Raw genomic sequence first — 15,898 nt, forward strand, 5'->3', positions numbered from 1 at the left:
GCCGGCACACGCTGCCGGTGCCACAAAGGAATTCCCATGAGCAAACAATTCGACGTGCTGGTGATCGGCGCCGGCCCGGGCGGCTATATCGCCGCGATCCGCGCCGGCCAGCTCGGCCTGAACGTGGCCTGCTGCGAAGGCAACGCCTACGACGATCCCAAGAACGAACCGCGCCTGGGCGGCACCTGCCTGAACGTGGGCTGCATCCCGTCCAAGGCACTGCTGGCTTCCTCGGAAGAGTTCGAGAACGCCCAGCACCACCTGGCCGACCACGGCATCACCGTGGGCGACGTCAAGGTCGACGTATCCAAAATGCTTAAGCGCAAGGACGATATCGTCGGCAAGATGACCAAGGGCATCGAGTTCCTGTTCCGCAAGAACAAGGTGACGCTGCTCAAGGGCTACGGCAAGTTCGTCGGCAAGACCGCAGAGGGCTTCCAGGTCGAGATCGCCGGTGAAGTCGTGACCGCCAAGCAGGTCATCATCGCCACCGGTTCGAAGGCTCGCCACCTGCCGGGCGTCGCCGTCGACAACGACCTGGTCAGCGATAACGAGGGCGCGCTCAAGTTCCCCGCAGTGCCGAAGAAGCTGGGCGTGATCGGCGCCGGCGTGATCGGCCTGGAGCTGGGCTCGGTGTGGCGCCGCCTGGGTGCCGACGTGACCGTGCTGGAAGCGCTGCCTGCTTTCCTGGGCGCTGCCGACGAAGGCGTGGCCAAGGAAGCCCAGAAGCAGTTGACCAAGCAGGGGCTGAAGTTCAGCCTCGGCGTGAACGTGAGCGAAGTGACGACCGGCAAGAACGGCGTTACCGTCAAGTACACGGACAAGGACGGCGCCGCCCAGACCCTGGAAGTCGATCGCCTGATCGTGTCGGTCGGCCGCGTGCCCAACACCGACAACCTGGGCCTGGATACTGTCGGCCTGGCCGTCGACCAGCGTGGTTTCATCGAGGTGGATGACCACTGCGCCACCAAGGTGCCGGGCCTGTGGGCCATCGGCGACGTGGTGCGCGGCCCGATGCTGGCGCACAAGGCCGAGGACGAAGGCGTGGCCGTGGCCGAGCGCATCGCCGGCCAGAAGCCGCACATCGACTACAACTGCGTGCCGTGGGTGATCTACACCTTCCCGGAAATCGCATGGGTCGGCAAGACCGAAGCCCAGCTCAAGGCCGAAGGCCGCGAGTTCAAGGCTGGCCAGTTCCCGTTCATGGCCAACGGCCGTGCGCTGGGCATGGGCCATCCGGAAGGCTTCGTCAAGATGCTGGCCGATGCCAAGACCGACGAAATCCTGGGCGTGCATATCGTTGCCGCGAACGCGTCGGACCTGATCGCGGAAGCCGTGGTGGCGATGGAGTTCAAGGCCGCCAGCGAAGATATCGGCCGCGTCTGCCATCCGCACCCGTCGATGTCGGAAGTCATGCGCGAAGCCGCGCTGGCTGTCGACAAGCGTCAGCTCAATATGTAAGGCGCATGCCTCGCATTGTTTGAGTACCGGCGCGCCGCATCAGCGGCGCGCCGTTTTCACTTGCGGCGCGTGCCGCGTGAGCCCCCAGCATGAACGTCACTGAGTACTACGAGAAGGAACTGAAGGAGCGCGGCTACACGTCCGATGAGGCGCAGTTGCGTGCCGTGGCGCGGCTGCAGCAGTGCTACGACGAATGGGTGGCCTACAAGAGCCGCCGCAACAACGCACTGAAGAAGCTGCTGGTCCGGCCCGATGTGCCCAAGGGCGTCTACATGTGGGGCGGGGTGGGGCGCGGCAAGTCCTTCCTGATGGACAGCTTCTATACCTGCGTGCCGGTGGTGCGCAAGACGCGGCTGCACTTCCACGAATTCATGCGCGAGGTCCATCGCCAGCTGGAAGAGCTGCGCGGTCGCCCCGATCCGCTGGACGAGCTTGCCAGGCGCATTGCCCGCCGCTTCCGCCTGATCTGTTTCGACGAATTCCATGTCAGCGACGTCGCCGACGCGATGATCCTGCACCGCCTGCTGCAGCAGTTGTTCGACAACGGCGTGCAGTTCGTGATGACTTCCAATTACCGGCCGGACCTGCTCTATACGGACGGCCTGCATCGAGACCGTGTGCTGCCTGCCATCGCGCTGATCCAGCAGAAGATGGACGTGCTCAACGTGGATGCCGGCATCGACTACCGCAAGCGCGCGCTCGAACAGGTGCAGGCTTACCACACGCCGCTCGACGCCGGCGCGAATTCGGCGCTGCGCGATGCCTTCACGTCGATTGCCGGCGTGGCCGACGAATCGCCGCTGCTGCATATCGAGCACCGCGAACTGCGCGCGCTGCGGAAGGCCAATGGCGTGGTGTGGTTCGACTTCGCCACGCTGTGCGGCGGGCCGCGCTCGCAGAACGATTACCTGGAGCTGGCTTCGCAGTTCCATACCGTGATCCTGTCCGACGTGCCACGCATGACACCGCGCATGTCGTCGGAAGCACGGCGTTTTACCTGGCTGATCGACGTCTTCTACGACCACAAGGTCAAGCTGCTGATGTCGGCGGAAGTGCCTGCGGATGAACTCTACACCGAGGGGCAGATGGCCAACGAATTCCACCGGACCGTGTCGCGCATCATCGAGATGCAGTCGCGCGAGTACCTGGAATCCGAGCGCCGCACCATGGATACGTCGCTCACCTGAGGGTTGCCAAGCGTTGTATTTCGGCCCGGCGCGACGATAGCCGGGCCGCATTGACTTAGATCAAGGTCGATGCCGGGACCGCCCTATACCCTGCAGGGGGTAGAAAAAGGTCCCCCATGTCGTCCCCAGCCACCATCCCTTCCGCCAGCGTGCTGGCCATGCATGCAGCGTCCGCGGTGCCTGCCGCCAACGCCGGCGCGGCCCCTGCCGGGGCGCAACTCGCATGCTTCCATTGCGGCCTGCCGGTCACGCAGGCCAAGCCGCTGGCAGCCGAACTGGACGGCGCCCGCCGGGTCTTCTGCTGTGGTGGCTGCCAGGCACTCGCGCAGACCCTCCACGCGGCCGGATTTGCCCATCTTTATGGTGATGAGGCCCGCTTTGCCCGCCCGATCGACGACGCGGCGCGGCGCGAAGCCGAACCGATCTGGGCGGCCTATGACACTCCCGAATTGCGCACCCAGTTTGTGCGTCCGCTCGACAACGGCCGGGCCGAGATCACGCTGGCGCCCGAAAACATCCGCTGTGCCGCCTGCGCCTGGCTGATCGAGCAGCACCTGACGCGCCAGTCCGGCGTGGAGTCCGCAGTGGCCAACGTCGCCACCCGCCGCGTGGTGGTGCGCTGGCGCGAAGGCACGCAGTCCGTGGCCGGATTACTGGCCGCGCTCGCCGGCATCGGCTACATGGCATGGCCGTTCGAGGTCTCGCGCACCGACCAGCAGGACCGCCGCGCGCGCCGCAGCCTGCTGATGCGCATGGCCGTGGCCATGCTCGGCATGATGCAGGTGATGATGTACGCATGGCCGATCTACACCCACGAGGCCACCATCGACCCAGGCCAGCTGCAGCTGATGCGCTGGGCCAGCTTTGCGCTGACGTTGCCGGTGGTCTTCTATTCCGCATCGCCGATCTTTGACGGCGCCTGGCGCAGCCTGCGTCAGCGCCATCTGGGCATGGACGTGCCGGTTGCCATCGGCGTCGGCGCGGGCTTTATCGCCAGCGCGCTGGCCACCGTGCGCGGTATCGGCGAGGTCTATTTCGATTCGGTAACGATGTTCGTCGCCTTCCTGCTGCTGGCGCGCTACCTCGAACTGCGCGTGCGCCAGGCATCGCGCAGCGGCGCCGAGATGCTGGCCCGCCAGCTGCCCGCCACTTGCGAGCGGCTTGCCGGAATAGGGGCCACGGGTGAACGCATCCCGGTGGCACGTTTGCGCCAGGGCGACCTGATCCGCGTGAAGGCGGGCGAGATCGTACCCGCCGACGGCACCGTCGTCGCCGGCGCCAGCGAACTGGACGAGTCCATGCTGACCGGCGAAAGCCGGCCGGTGCGCCGCAGTGCCGGTGAAACCGTGCTGGCCGGCTGCTTCAACACCGCCAGCCCGCTGGAGCTGCGTGTGTCGCGCGTAGGCGCCGGCACGCGCCTGGCCGAGATCGTGGCGGTGCTCGACCGCGCGCTGGCGGAAAAGCCCCGCCTGGCCACGCTGGCCGACCGTGTCGCCGCCTTGTTCGTGGCGACGCTGCTGGTGCTTGCGGCGCTGACCGGGCTGGTGTGGGGGCTGTGGATCGATCCATCACGCGCTCTGCTGGTGACGATCGCGGTGCTGGTGGTCAGCTGCCCCTGCGCGCTGTCGCTGGCCACGCCGGCCGCGCTGGCCGCCGCGGGCGCCGCATTGTCGCGGCGCGGGGTGCTGCTGACGCGCGGCCATGCGCTGGAGTCGCTGGCGCGCGTGACCGACGTGGTGCTGGACAAGACCGGCACGCTGACCGAAGGACGCTTTGCCGTGGCCGCGGTGCAGCCGCTGGCCGATCTTGGCGAGTCGCAATGCCTTGCATTGGCCGCAGCGATGGAACGCGGCGGCGAGCACCCCATCGCACGCGCGCTGCTCGCGGCAGCACCTGATGGCGGGGGCCAGGCGAGGATGGTCACGGGCATCGACAACGTGCCCGGACAGGGCCTGGAGGCCACGGTTGACGGTCGCCGTCTGCGGCTCGGTCGGCTGGATTTTGCGCGTGGCATCGTTACCGGCGGCTTTTCCGTGCAAGTGCCCGCGGTTGCGGACCCGACCCATCCCGGCGCCACGGTCGTGTGGCTCGCGGCGCAGGACGGCGTGCTCGCCAGCTTCATGCTGGCCGATGTGGAGCGCGCACGGACGTCCGTGCTGCTGCTGCGGCTCGGCGCGCTGGGCGTGAACTGCCACCTCGTCTCCGGCGACAACGCCGAGGCCGTGCACTGGTGGGCAAAGCACTTCGGCATCAGCAATGCCGCCGGCGAAGTGACGCCCGAGGGTAAGCGCGACTACGTCGCGCGGCTGCAACAGGGCGGGGCGGTGGTGCTGGCCGTGGGCGACGGCATCAATGACGCCCCGGTGCTGGCGCAGGCGCAGGTCTCGATTGCGATCGGCAGCGGCGCGCCGCTGGCGCAGGCCGGCGCCGACGCCGTGCTGACACACGGCGGCATCGACGAGATCGCAACCGCGCTGGCGGTGTCGCGCAAGGCGCGGCGCGTGGTGCGGCAGAACCTGGGCTGGTCCTTCTTCTACAACGTGGTGGCGATCCCGCTGGCGGCGACCGGGCTGGTGACGGCATGGATGGCCGGTATCGGCATGTCGCTGTCATCGCTGCTGGTGGTGGCCAACGCCTGGCGTCTGCTGCGCGCCGGCCGCAAGCCGGTCTAGGAGCCTCATGGAAACGCTTTACCTGCTCGTGCCGATGAGCCTGGTGCTCGTCGTCTTGATCGCTGCCGCACTGTGGTGGGCATTGCATGCGGGCCAATACGACGACCTCGACCGGCCCGCGGAATCGATTCTGCTGGACAACGACAAGCCTTGATGCGCGCATGTCCCGACATGCCATCGGCCTCGGACCGGGGCCGCGCCGCGAGGTTCATTGCCGGTCCTGAGCGACTTGATAAAGATCAACACACCAGTGGCGGGGTTTTTCTAAAGTCGCAACGTCAGTAGGTTTTTTCTCTTCTCTAAGCTTTGGGGGTCTGAATGGATGTCACTGCCGCGTCTTCACGCGTCGACACCTTCAATTACGGCGTCGTAAGACAGTTCGCTGTCATGACGGTAGTCTGGGGGATCGTCGGCATGGCCGTCGGCGTGCTGCTGGCAGCACAGCTGATCTGGCCGGAACTCAACTTCAACACGCCCTGGCTGTCGTTCGGCCGCCTGCGGCCGTTGCATACCAATGCGGTGATCTTTGCCTTCGGCGGCAGCGCGCTGTTCGCGACTTCGTACTACGTGGTCCAGCGCACCTGCCAGGCCCGCCTTTTCTGCGGCCCGCTCGCGGCGTTCACGTTCTGGGGCTGGCAACTGGTCATCGTAGCCGCGGCCATCACGCTGCCGCTGGGCATCACCTCCTCGAAGGAATACGCCGAACTGGAATGGCCGATCGACCTGCTGATCACCGCGGTCTGGGTGGCCTATGCGATCGTGTTCTTCGGCACCATCGTCAAGCGCAAGACACGGCATATCTATGTCGCCAACTGGTTCTTCGGCGCCTACATCCTCACCATCGCGCTGTTGCACATCGTCAACAACATCGAGATGCCGGTGTCGCTGTGGAAGTCCTACTCGGCCTATGCCGGCGTACAGGACGCGATGATCCAGTGGTGGTATGGCCATAACGCGGTGGGCTTCTTCCTGACCACCAGCTTCCTCGGGATGATGTACTACTTCATTCCCAAGCAGGCCGAGCGCCCGATCTTTTCCTACCGCCTGTCCATTGTCCACTTCTGGGCGCTGAACTTCACCTACATGTGGGCCGGCCCGCACCACCTGCAATACACCGCGCTGCCGGACTGGGCGCAGTCGCTCGGCATGGTGTTCTCGCTGATCCTGCTGGCGCCTTCGTGGGGCGGCATGATCAACGGCATCATGACCCTGTCGGGCGCCTGGCACAAGCTGCGCACCGATCCGATCCTGAAGTTCCTGGTGGTGGCGCTGTCGTTCTACGGCATGTCCACGTTCGAAGGCTCGATGATGTCGATCAAGACCGTCAACGCGCTGTCGCACTACACGGACTGGACCATCGGCCACGTGCACTCCGGCGCGCTGGGCTGGGTCGCAATGATTTCGATCGGTTCGCTGTACTACCTGATCCCGCGCCTGTTCGGCGAGAAACGGATGTACAGCGTGCGCCTGATCGAATGGCACTTCTGGATCGCCACCATCGGCGTGGTGCTGTATATCGCCTCGATGTGGATCGCCGGCGTGATGGAAGGCCTGATGTGGCGCGCCACGCAGCCTGACGGCACGCTGACCTATGCCTTCGTCGAAGCGGTCAAGGCCAAGTACCCGTTCTACCTGATCCGTCTGCTGGGTGGCATCTGCTTCCTCTCGGGCATGCTGCTGATGGCCTACAACATCGCCAAGACCATCGTCGGCAAGCGTGCCGTGGATGCGCCGATCCCGGCCAGCATCCCCGCCTCCGCACACTGATCATTCCAGGATAGAAAGATGTCGGAAAAACAAAGATTCTTTTCCCACGAAACGCTGGAGAAGAACATCGGCTGGCTGATCATCTGCACGATCCTCGTGGTCAGCATTGCGGGTCTGGTGCAGATCGTGCCGCTGTTCTTCCAGCACTCCACGACCAAGCCGGATCCGGGCATCACGCCGTATTCGCCGATGCGGCTGATGGGCCGGGATGTCTATATCCGCGAAGGCTGTGTCGGCTGCCACTCGCAGCAAGTGCGTACGCTGCAAGCCGAAACCGAGCGTTACGGCCACTTCTCGACCGCGGGCGAATCCGTCTACGACCACCCGTTCCTGTGGGGCTCGAAGCGTACCGGTCCCGACCTGGCGCGCGTCGGCGGCCGCTACTCGGACGACTGGCAGCGCATTCACCTGCGCAATCCGCGCGACGTGGTGCCCGAGTCGGTCATGCCTTCCTACCCCTGGCTGGAGAAGGCTGCGCTGCCGACCAACGATATCCAGGCCCGCATGCGGGCGCTGGTGAAGCTGGGCGTGCCGTACACCGAGGCCGACATCGCCAAGGCGCCGGACGCGCTCCAGGGCAAGACCGAGGAAGACGCGCTGGTGGCTTACCTGCAAGGCCTGGGCACCAACCGCCGCAATGTCCGCGTGGACACCGCTGCAGCGGCTGCGCCTGCGAAGGAGTAAGCCATGGCCATGATCACCGCCATTGCGACCGTCGTGTCGATGGTCGTCTTCCTTGGCATCTGCTGGTGGGCCTGGTCGGCCGGCCGGCAGGCCGCCAACCGGGAATCCGCCATGCTGCCGTTCGCGCTGCCTGACGAAACCACGACAACATCGAGCCGGAACACCTAGCCATGAGCGATTTCTTTTCCGATTTCTGGAGTTACTACATTGCCGCGATCGCGCTCGTCGGCATCGTCTGGTGCGTATGGCTGCTGTTCTCGCAACGCAAGATCACCAAGACCGCCGGCGGGGGCGACGACACTGGCCACGTCTGGGACGACGACCTGCGCGAGCTGAACAATCCGCTGCCGCGCTGGTGGATGTGGATGTTCCTGCTGGCCTGCATCTTCGGCCTGGTCTACCTGGTGCTGTATCCGGGTCTGGGCAAGTACGCAGGCGTGCTGAAGTTCTCGACGCAGGGTGAACTGGCGGCGCATCGTGCCGCGCAGGAGCAGATGCAGAACGAGATCTATGCCAAGTACCTGAAAATGGATGTCAAGCAGGTGGCGGGAGATCCGCAGGCGCGCGAAATTGGCCAGCGGCTGTTCCTCAACTACTGCGCGCAATGCCATGGTTCGGACGCACGCGGCAGCCGCGGCTTTCCCAACCTGACAGACGGCGACTGGCTGTATGGCGGCGAACCCGAAACCATCCAGCAGACCATTGCCAAGGGCCGAAATGGCGTGATGCCGCCGTTTGCATCCACCATCGACGGCAAGCTGGCGGGCGACGTGGCGCAGTATGTTCGCTCGCTGTCGGGGCTGTCTTCGGATCCTATCCGCGCCTCGCGTGGCGAGAGCACCTTCAAGTCGACCTGCGCGGCTTGCCACGGTGCCGGCGGCAAGGGCAACCAGGCATTGGGCGCGCCGAACCTCTCCGACAACGTGTGGCTGTATGGCAGTTCGGAAGGCAGCATTGTCGACGCCATCCTGAAGGGGCATAACAACCATATGCCGGCACATGAAGAGATCCTGACACCAGAGCGGATCCGCATGCTGACTGCCTATGTCTGGGGTCTGTCCAATACCGGCGGGGGTGCCGGCCAATGACAGGCGACGCATCTGAGCGGGCGCGGGCCGCCCGCAGGAGAAACCATCCATGAACGCACCCGGGACCGAAGAAGTGGCCCGGGCGGCCGACCGCCAGCGGTCGGCCGCTGCGCCTGCCGAGACCTCGGATGAAACGCTGTACGAGGTCCGCCGCAAGATCTATCCGCGCTCGGTCACGGGCGCTTTCTCCAGCTGGCGCGTCTGGCTGGTCCTCTTCACCCAGCTGATCTACTACGGCACGCCCTGGCTCCAGTGGAACGGACGCCAGGCCGTGCTGTTCGACCTTGGCGAACGCAAGTTCTACATCTTCGGGCTGGTGCTGTGGCCTCAGGATGTCATCTACCTCGCCGTACTGCTGGTCATTTCAGCGCTGGCGCTGTTCCTGTTCACGGCGATCGCCGGGCGGCTGTTCTGCGGCTATGCCTGTCCGCAGACGGTCTATACCGAGATCTTCATGTGGATCGAACGGAGGATCGAAGGCGACCGGATCGCCCGGATTCGTCTCGACGGCGACCCCTGGAGCCTGCGCAAACTGCGTATCAAGGCCACCAAGCACTTTTTGTGGGTACTGATTGCGCTGTGGACTGGCTTCACTTTCATCGGCTACTTCGCGCCGATCCGTGAGCTGGGTGGCGAACTGGCGAGCCTGTCGCTGGGTCCGTGGCAGACGTTCTGGATGCTGTTCTATGGGTTCGCAACCTGGGGCAACGCGGGCTTCATGCGCGAGCAGGTGTGCAAATACATGTGCCCGTACGCGCGTTTCCAGAGCGTGATGGTCGATCGCGACACCTACGTCGTGACCTACGACATCGGCCGGGGCGAGCCGCGCGGCAGCCGTTCGCGCAAGACCGACCATCGCCAGGCGGGCCTGGGCGATTGCGTCAACTGCAGCATCTGCGTGCAGGTGTGCCCAACCGGCATCGATATTCGCGATGGCCTGCAGTATGAATGCATCGGCTGCGGCGCGTGCATCGACGCCTGCAACCAGGTCATGGACAAGATGTCCTATCCGCGCGGGCTGATCCGGTACACCTCGGAGAATGCCATGCGCAAGGCGCTGTCCGCGGCAGCATCGCGCAAGCGCCTGCTGCGTCCGCGTGTCATCATCTATTCCGTGATCTGGGTCGCGCTGCTTGCTGGCTTCGTGGCTTCAATCGCGCTGCGCACGCCGCTGAAGGTCGACATCATCCGCGACCGTGGCGCGCTGGGCCGGGAGGTCGAAGGCCGCTGGATCGAGAACGTCTATCGCCTGCAGCTGATCAACACGACCGAGGGGCCGATGCACATCAGCGTGCGCGCCGACAGCGACGAGCTGAAGAACCTGACGGTCGAATATGACAAGCAGGCCGAATCGCTGGCGCCGACGTCGAACCGGCTGTTGCCGATCCGCATACGCGTGCCGATCGAAGACGCGGCGCAGGGCACGCACAAGATCAGCGTGACCGTCACCAGCGAAGGAGCGGAGCGGGGCGACGCCGAGATCCGGCAGAGCACCAGCTTTATCGTGCCGCGCGACCTGTGACGCCAGGCGCTCGGTGCAGAACTCAAGGGGGCATGATGAATCAGCAAGGCAATCCGTGGTGGAAAGAGCCGTGGCCGTGGCTGTTGATGAGCGGCCCGCTGGTCGCGATGGTGGCCTGCGGCGTCACTATCTGGCTTGCGTCGTCGAATCCTGACGTGCCGGTGCAGGGCGCAGCGCGTCATGGACTGGTGGTGGAGAAGGCTGAGGCCGCGCGGCCTCAGCCGAGCGCAGCGAGGCAGCCATGAGGTTGCGCTGGCTGATGTGGGTCTTGTGGCCGGGGTTCCTGGTGGCGGGCTTCGCCACCGCGACAGTGTTCTCGGTCGTGGATCCCGGTGATCTGAAGTTCTTCGGGCATCCGATCGACGCCTCGCGCGAATCGATCTACACGATGAGCTTCCTGCTGGCGTGGATCTTCTGCGCGCTGTCGAGCGGGTTGACGCTGTACACGATGCCGACGCGGCTCAGCGATACCGACGAGTTGGAATGAATGCCGATGCCTGCGCCGCCCCGCGCGGCGCAGGCGCAAAGCGGCGGGGAGATGGGAAGGATCAGCAGCTGCGGCTGTAGAGCTGCTTGATGCTGGCGAGATCCACCAGCTTGACGTGGCGCTGGCGAATCTGGATCAGGCCGGCTTCAGCGAATCGCGAGAACAGGCGGCTGACGGTTTCCAGTTTCAGGCCGAGGTAGCTGCCGATTTCCTCGCGGCTCATGCGCATTACGAATTCGGTCGACGAGTAGCCACGCGCCGACAGGCGCTCAGACAGGTTGATCAGGAAGGCGGCCAGGCGTTCTTCGGCGCGCATCGAACCGAGTGTCACCAGCATCAGCTGGTCGTGCGTGATTTCCTTGCCCATCAGCCTCAGGAACTGATGTTGCAGCGAAGGCAGGTCTGCTGACAGCGTTTGCAGGTCGCCAAGGCGGACGACGCAGACTTCGGTATCTTCCAGTGCGGTCGCGTCAGAGGCATGCTGCATTTCGCCGAGGCCGTCGAGGCCGACGATTTCGCCAGGCAGGTGGAAACCGGTAATCTGTGAACGGCCGTCTTCGGTCGTGACATGCGTTTTCAGCGTGCCGAAGCGAATGGCGTAAACCGCGGTGAGGGGATCGCCCATGCGATACAAGGTCTCACCCTTGTGAACCCGGATGCGTTCCTGCACCAGCGTGTCCATCTTGGTGAGGTCTTGCTGGGACATGCCAACCGGAAGGCACAGTTGCCCCATCGCGCAAGTGGAGCAGCGGGGCGACATCTCGGTGATTGGAATGGAGGTAAGCAATTGGAACCTGCAAGAGTGGATGCGAGGGCGCGATCCCCACATTTTACCGTGCGATGTGATGAGGCAGGGAGCCAGATTTGACATTTGGCGTACTAATTAGCGTTTTCATGCTGGCATTGCTGGGCGGTGTGCACTGCGCAGCAATGTGTGGCGGGATCGCGCTGGCGGTCGAACAGCCACGCGGCGGCGTCGCGGCCATGACCTTCGTGCGCAGCCGCGCGGCCTGGGCTGGCGAGTTGCTGGCAATGCACCTGGGCAGGATTTCGACCTATATGCTGCTTGGCGCGCTGCTAGGCGCCATCGGCGCCGGTGCGTGGAAGCAGGATTACCTGCCGGTGCAGCGCTGGCTGTTTGGTGCCGGCAGCGCCATGCTGCTGTGGTCGGGCTGGCGCCTGCTGCGCGGCAATGCCTTTACCGTTGCGTGGCTTGAGCGGCTGGCGGCGCGGGCGGGCAGCGTCGTGGCGCGGCAGTTCGGCCGGCCGGGCGGCGGCATGCCCGCGTCCCTGCGGGCGCAGGGTGGACTTGCCAGGCGCTACGGTATCGGCCTGGCGTGGGGGCTGGTACCGTGCGGCATGGTCTATGGGGCGCTGACGCTGGCGCTGCTCGCCGGCAATGCCGGTTCCGGTGCGCTGGTGATGGGCGTATTCGGCGCCGGCACGCTGCCCAACCTGCTGGTGCTGTCAGGGCTGTCCGGCTACCTGCGCGGCCTGTCGCGGCGGCGCGCGGTGCGCGTGGGAGCCGGCATGGCGGTCATGACGTTCGGCGCCCTCGGCCTGGCGCGAGCGGTGCTGCTGCCACATTCGCTGGCCGAGCAGGGTTTTTGCGTGGTCTTTTGAGACGTATGGCGCGCGCGGCACTGCGGATGATGGTTGCGGGCGAGGGCGGGAATGCCATACAATCGCCAGCATTGCGGTATCGCGCGGTGTTTTGTAAGCAGCGGCGAGCAGCGCCAGCGGCCTTCCTACCAGAAGGTGCGCCCACGGCGGCGGGTAGCGTTGGTAGTTCGATGCCCGGCCCGTCCCGCGGTCCATCCGGTTCAAAAGATCTGGTTCAAAAGCCCGGCTGGCACTGCGGTGTTGGAGATGCCGGCCTTGCTCCCGATACTCGTTTTTCTTGCGTCCGAGGCGTTCAGTTCGCCGACAGCGGCGTCCGTTGTGCGGACGCGCCACGCAAGAGGTTCGCTGACCGGCCCATGGCGGCATGCGAACGATCTCCTGCCGGAGTGACCCGGCAACTCGATGCAAAGAAAGGGAAGTGCACGGCTTGGATGCAGCAAGCATCCGGGTGAGCTGCGCAATGAGATGGCGATGGCATTGGCATCGCTGTATCCAAAATCTCCGGTGCCCCGGATCCGTCCGGGAGCAGGTGCAAAGACAGGCTGCACACCATCAACATGAATACCCAAGAGGCGAAGATCGTCCTCGAGACGGCGCTGATCTGCGCGCAGGAGCCTTTGCGCGTCAATGATCTGCGACGGCTGTTCGCCGACGACGTCGGCGCGGACACCGTCCGCGTGCTGCTGGAGGAACTGCGCCAGGACTGGCGCCCGCGCGGCGTGGAACTTGTGGGGCTGGCCAGCGGCTGGCGCTTCCAGAGCCGTCCCGAGATGCGCGAATACCTCGACCGCCTGAATCCGGAGAAGCCGCCGAAATACTCGCGCGCCGTGATGGAGACGCTGGCGATCATCGCTTATCGCCAGCCCGTGACGCGCGGCGATATCGAGGAAATCCGCGGCGTGACGGTCAGCACGGAAGTTATCAAGAAGCTGGAAGACCGCAGCTGGATCGAGGTGATCGGCCACCGCGACGTGCCAGGGCGGCCGGCCCTGTATGCCACCACCAAGGCCTTCCTGGACGACCTCGGGCTGCGCACGCTGGACGAGTTACCGCCGCTCGAGGATGCCCAGGCGCAGGCTCAGGCAACGCTGCTGGACCAGCAGGCCATCGATTTCGAGACGCTGGCGGCAAGCAAGCCTGGTAATGCCGATGAAGAGGCGTTTTCCGAGCCGGCCCCGGCTGAGACATCCGCCGCAGGCGAGTCCGAAGGCGCGGACGCCGGCCAGGCATCCGCGGAAGGTGAAGTCGCCAACGGATTCGACCTGCAGTCGCACCAGCATGGGGCGGAGGAACCGGGTGCTGAAGGCGAAGCAGCCGAACTGGCCAATCCTGCCGATTCCGATCCGGACGGGGCACGGGGTGAACTGCCGGAAGACGGCGCCTCGCCGCACCCGAGCGAGCACGACGAACGCGTGCCGAACTGAACAACATGCAACATCCGATAGTGAATACCTTGTCTGATTCCGTTGAGCAAGACACCCGCCACGCGGGCGCACCCGCCGACTCCGGCGCCGCAGAACCCGGATCGGGCAGCGAAGCCGCGCCCCGCCGCAAGGGGCTGCGCCGAGGGCTCAGGAACCTGGTGGCGTCGCGCCGCCAGGCGACGCAAGATCGCGATGCCGGCCGCGCCGAAGGCGCCGAGCCCGGCGACGCCGCAGAAGCGGCCGCGGCACCTGCGGCGGCCGGCGGGCGCGGTGCCCAGCGTGGCCGCGGCAAGCGCAAGCCGGCGCAGGGCGAGGGCGGCCAGGCGCCGCAGGCCCCGGCCGACAAGGCGCCCAGGGCTGAAAGGGCTGAACGGGGCGAGAAGGCCGAAAGAGCCGAGAAGGCAGACAAGGGTGAGCAGGCGGCCCGCAAGCGCAAGCCGAACCCGCGTGGCGGCAAGTCAGCCGCGCCGGCCGAGGGGCAGGGCGCTGCCGGCCGTCAGCCGCAGGGCCGCCGCAGGGAGGGTGCCAAGCCGCAGGGCCAGCGCAAGGGCCAGGGCGGCGCCGACAAGGCCGCGGCCAGCAGCGAGGACCTGTTCCGCTTTGTGATTTCCGAGCAGTACGACAAGGAAGACACGGTCATCCCGCGCACCAAGGCGAAGCCGGTGCGCGAGCTGTCGGCCGAGGACGACGCCCCGAAACTGCACAAGGTGCTGGCCGAAGGCGGCCTGGGCTCGCGCCGCGAAATGGAAGAGCTGATCCTGCAGGGCCGGGTCTCGGTCAACGGGCTGCCGGCGCATATCGGCCAGCGCATCCTGCCGGCCGACCAGGTGCGCGTCAACGGCAAGCTGATCCACCGCAAGGTGTCGACCAAGCCGCCGCGCGTGCTGCTCTACCACAAGCCGGCCGGCGAAATCGTCAGCCAGTCGGATCCTGAAGGCCGTCCGACCGTGTTCGACAGCCTGCCGCGTATCAAGACCGGCAAGTGGGTCGCCGTTGGCCGGCTGGACTTCAATACGGAAGGCCTGCTGATCTTCACCACCTCGGGCGATATCGCCAACCGCTTCATGCACCCGCGCTACGGCGTCGAGCGTGAATACGCGGTGCGCACGCTGGGTGAACTGGCTGAAGCCGACCGCCAGCGCCTGCTGCACGGCATCAAGCTGGACGACGGCGAGGCCAACTTCCTGCGCATTGCGGACGGCGGTGGGGAGGGCGTCAACCAGTGGTACCACGTGGCGCTGACCGAAGGCCGCAACCGCGAAGTGCGGCGCATGTTCGAGGCGGTCGGCCTGACCGTCTCGCGCCTGATCCGTACGCGCTACGGCCAGTTCCTGCTGCCGCGTGGCCTCAAGCGCGGCCGCTGGCAGGAGGTCGAGCCCAATGACGTCAAGGCGCTGATGACCGCGGTCGGCCTGAAGGTGCCGGGCAAGGGCGAGCAGCCTGGCAAGGGCGCGACCAAGGTCGGCGGGCGCAAGCAGCGTACCGAAGCCGCGATTGCCGGCATGCCGATGCATACCGGCATGGACGGCCTGCCGCGCTATGAACAGGGCGGTGCACGGGGCGGCAGCCGCGGCGGCCAGCCGGACCCGATGAAGACGTCGATGGGCTACATCAGTCATGGCCCCACGCTATTGACCTCGCACGCGGCCAACCTTGGCGGCGGTCGCGGCACCGGCGCGCGCCAGGCGCGCGGTGGCGGTGGCGCCGGGCTGGGCGGGCAAGGCAAGGCGCAGCGTCGCGGCGGCGGTGAGCCGAACGGAAACGTCATGCCGAAGGCGGCGAAGGCAGGCGGAAACCGCACCCAGCAGCGCGGCGGCGGTGGTGGAGGCGGCGGCAATCGCGGAGGTGGCCGCGGGGGCAACCGCGGCGGCAATCGCTGAGTGCCGGATGCCGCGCACGGCGGGGTGAAGACCCGCCGGCGCGGCGCGTAATCTGCGAGTATGTCTGGCTTTTGCCTTTTCGACATAATCCGCGTATAATTCA

The 15,898-nt window shown here is 65.9% G+C and carries 15 protein-coding genes; 14 read left to right on the forward strand and 1 reads right to left on the reverse strand.

All coding sequences use genetic code 11. The features are described from left to right. Positions 1–36: 36 nt before the first annotated feature. The 11 genes from lpdA (at position 37) to J8I82_RS00870 (ending at position 10,868) form a co-directional block, all read left to right on the forward strand. Complete coding sequence (lpdA, locus tag J8I82_RS00820) at positions 37–1,461, forward strand: dihydrolipoyl dehydrogenase (RefSeq protein ID WP_209753833.1); 1,425 nt, start codon at positions 37–39, stop codon at positions 1,459–1,461. A gap of 89 nt (positions 1,462–1,550) precedes the next feature. Then, positions 1,551–2,648 carry a cell division protein ZapE gene (gene zapE / locus J8I82_RS00825; protein WP_209753834.1) on the forward strand — a complete coding sequence of 366 codons (1,098 nt, stop codon included), beginning with the start codon at positions 1,551–1,553 and terminating at the stop codon, positions 2,646–2,648. A 116-nt stretch (positions 2,649–2,764) separates the two neighbouring features. Further along, on the forward strand, positions 2,765–5,320 hold the full coding sequence (locus J8I82_RS00830; RefSeq protein ID WP_209753835.1) for a heavy metal translocating P-type ATPase: 2,556 nt from the start codon (positions 2,765–2,767) through the stop codon (positions 5,318–5,320). 7 nt (positions 5,321–5,327) lie between these two features. Further along, positions 5,328–5,474, forward strand: a complete 147-nt coding sequence (gene ccoS, locus J8I82_RS00835; RefSeq protein ID WP_209753836.1) for a cbb3-type cytochrome oxidase assembly protein CcoS — start codon at positions 5,328–5,330, stop codon at positions 5,472–5,474. A 164-nt stretch (positions 5,475–5,638) separates the two neighbouring features. Beyond that, positions 5,639–7,087 (forward strand): cytochrome-c oxidase, cbb3-type subunit I, encoded by a 1,449-nt coding sequence (gene ccoN, locus J8I82_RS00840; protein ID WP_209753837.1) that lies wholly within the window; start codon positions 5,639–5,641, stop codon positions 7,085–7,087. An 18-nt stretch (positions 7,088–7,105) separates the two neighbouring features. Next, positions 7,106–7,771: a cytochrome-c oxidase, cbb3-type subunit II gene (gene ccoO / locus J8I82_RS00845; RefSeq protein ID WP_209753838.1), complete on the forward strand. Its 666-nt coding sequence runs from the start codon at positions 7,106–7,108 to the stop codon at positions 7,769–7,771. Between the two features lie 3 nt (positions 7,772–7,774). Next, positions 7,775–7,939: a cbb3-type cytochrome oxidase subunit 3 gene (locus J8I82_RS00850; RefSeq protein ID WP_010809472.1), complete on the forward strand. Its 165-nt coding sequence runs from the start codon at positions 7,775–7,777 to the stop codon at positions 7,937–7,939. A gap of 2 nt (positions 7,940–7,941) precedes the next feature. Next, a complete protein-coding gene (gene ccoP / locus J8I82_RS00855) occupies positions 7,942–8,859 on the forward strand; it encodes a cytochrome-c oxidase, cbb3-type subunit III (protein WP_209753839.1) in 918 nt (305 codons plus the stop codon). 49 nt (positions 8,860–8,908) lie between these two features. Continuing rightward, positions 8,909–10,381 (forward strand): cytochrome c oxidase accessory protein CcoG, encoded by a 1,473-nt coding sequence (gene ccoG, locus J8I82_RS00860; protein WP_209753840.1) that lies wholly within the window; start codon positions 8,909–8,911, stop codon positions 10,379–10,381. 35 nt (positions 10,382–10,416) lie between these two features. After that, the gene (locus J8I82_RS00865; protein WP_209754391.1) at positions 10,417–10,626 is read left to right on the forward strand and encodes a FixH family protein; all 210 of its coding nucleotides are present in this window, start codon (positions 10,417–10,419) and stop codon (positions 10,624–10,626) included. Beyond that, entirely contained in the window at positions 10,623–10,868 is a 246-nt protein-coding gene (locus tag J8I82_RS00870) for a hypothetical protein (RefSeq protein ID WP_209753841.1), read from the forward strand. The genes J8I82_RS00865 and J8I82_RS00870 overlap by 4 nt, the downstream gene beginning before the upstream one ends. Before the next feature lie 61 nt (positions 10,869–10,929). Here the strand turns inward: J8I82_RS00870 and fnr are convergent, their stop codons facing one another. After that, the gene (gene fnr / locus J8I82_RS00875) at positions 10,930–11,655 is read right to left on the reverse strand and encodes a fumarate/nitrate reduction transcriptional regulator Fnr (RefSeq protein WP_209754392.1); all 726 of its coding nucleotides are present in this window, start codon (positions 11,653–11,655) and stop codon (positions 10,930–10,932) included. Between the two features lie 77 nt (positions 11,656–11,732). On the opposite strand from fnr, the gene J8I82_RS00880 reads away from it, so the two are divergent. The 3 genes from J8I82_RS00880 to rluB all read left to right on the forward strand — a co-directional run bounded on the left by J8I82_RS00880 (position 11,733) and on the right by rluB (position 15,795). Beyond that, complete coding sequence (locus tag J8I82_RS00880; RefSeq protein WP_209753842.1) at positions 11,733–12,491, forward strand: sulfite exporter TauE/SafE family protein; 759 nt, start codon at positions 11,733–11,735, stop codon at positions 12,489–12,491. 557 nt (positions 12,492–13,048) lie between these two features. Continuing rightward, positions 13,049–13,915 (forward strand): SMC-Scp complex subunit ScpB, encoded by an 867-nt coding sequence (scpB, locus tag J8I82_RS00885; protein ID WP_209753843.1) that lies wholly within the window; start codon positions 13,049–13,051, stop codon positions 13,913–13,915. Between the two features lie 5 nt (positions 13,916–13,920). Continuing rightward, positions 13,921–15,795: a 23S rRNA pseudouridine(2605) synthase RluB gene (gene rluB / locus J8I82_RS00890; RefSeq protein ID WP_209753844.1), complete on the forward strand. Its 1,875-nt coding sequence runs from the start codon at positions 13,921–13,923 to the stop codon at positions 15,793–15,795. Positions 15,796–15,898 lie beyond the last annotated feature (103 nt).

Source organism: Cupriavidus consociatus (assembly GCF_017814975.1).
In the GTDB taxonomy this organism is placed as follows: domain Bacteria; phylum Pseudomonadota; class Gammaproteobacteria; order Burkholderiales; family Burkholderiaceae; genus Cupriavidus; species Cupriavidus consociatus.

Excerpts from the sequence above, each read along its gene's own strand:
- lpdA (WP_209753833.1), top strand. The coding sequence starts at position 37 with ATGAGCAAACAATTCGACGTGCTGGTGATCGGCGCCGGCCCGGGCGGC.
- zapE (WP_209753834.1), top strand. The coding sequence starts at position 1,551 with ATGAACGTCACTGAGTACTACGAGAAGGAACTGAAGGAGCGCGGCTAC.
- J8I82_RS00830 (WP_209753835.1), top strand. The coding sequence starts at position 2,765 with ATGTCGTCCCCAGCCACCATCCCTTCCGCCAGCGTGCTGGCCATGCAT.
- ccoS (WP_209753836.1), top strand. The coding sequence starts at position 5,328 with ATGGAAACGCTTTACCTGCTCGTGCCGATGAGCCTGGTGCTCGTCGTC.
- ccoN (WP_209753837.1), top strand. The coding sequence starts at position 5,639 with ATGGATGTCACTGCCGCGTCTTCACGCGTCGACACCTTCAATTACGGC.
- ccoO (WP_209753838.1), top strand. The coding sequence starts at position 7,106 with ATGTCGGAAAAACAAAGATTCTTTTCCCACGAAACGCTGGAGAAGAAC.
- J8I82_RS00850 (WP_010809472.1), top strand. The coding sequence starts at position 7,775 with ATGGCCATGATCACCGCCATTGCGACCGTCGTGTCGATGGTCGTCTTC.
- ccoP (WP_209753839.1), top strand. The coding sequence starts at position 7,942 with ATGAGCGATTTCTTTTCCGATTTCTGGAGTTACTACATTGCCGCGATC.
- ccoG (WP_209753840.1), top strand. The coding sequence starts at position 8,909 with ATGAACGCACCCGGGACCGAAGAAGTGGCCCGGGCGGCCGACCGCCAG.
- J8I82_RS00865 (WP_209754391.1), top strand. The coding sequence starts at position 10,417 with ATGAATCAGCAAGGCAATCCGTGGTGGAAAGAGCCGTGGCCGTGGCTG.
- J8I82_RS00870 (WP_209753841.1), top strand. The coding sequence starts at position 10,623 with ATGAGGTTGCGCTGGCTGATGTGGGTCTTGTGGCCGGGGTTCCTGGTG.
- scpB (WP_209753843.1), top strand. The coding sequence starts at position 13,049 with ATGAATACCCAAGAGGCGAAGATCGTCCTCGAGACGGCGCTGATCTGC.
- rluB (WP_209753844.1), top strand. The coding sequence starts at position 13,921 with ATGCAACATCCGATAGTGAATACCTTGTCTGATTCCGTTGAGCAAGAC.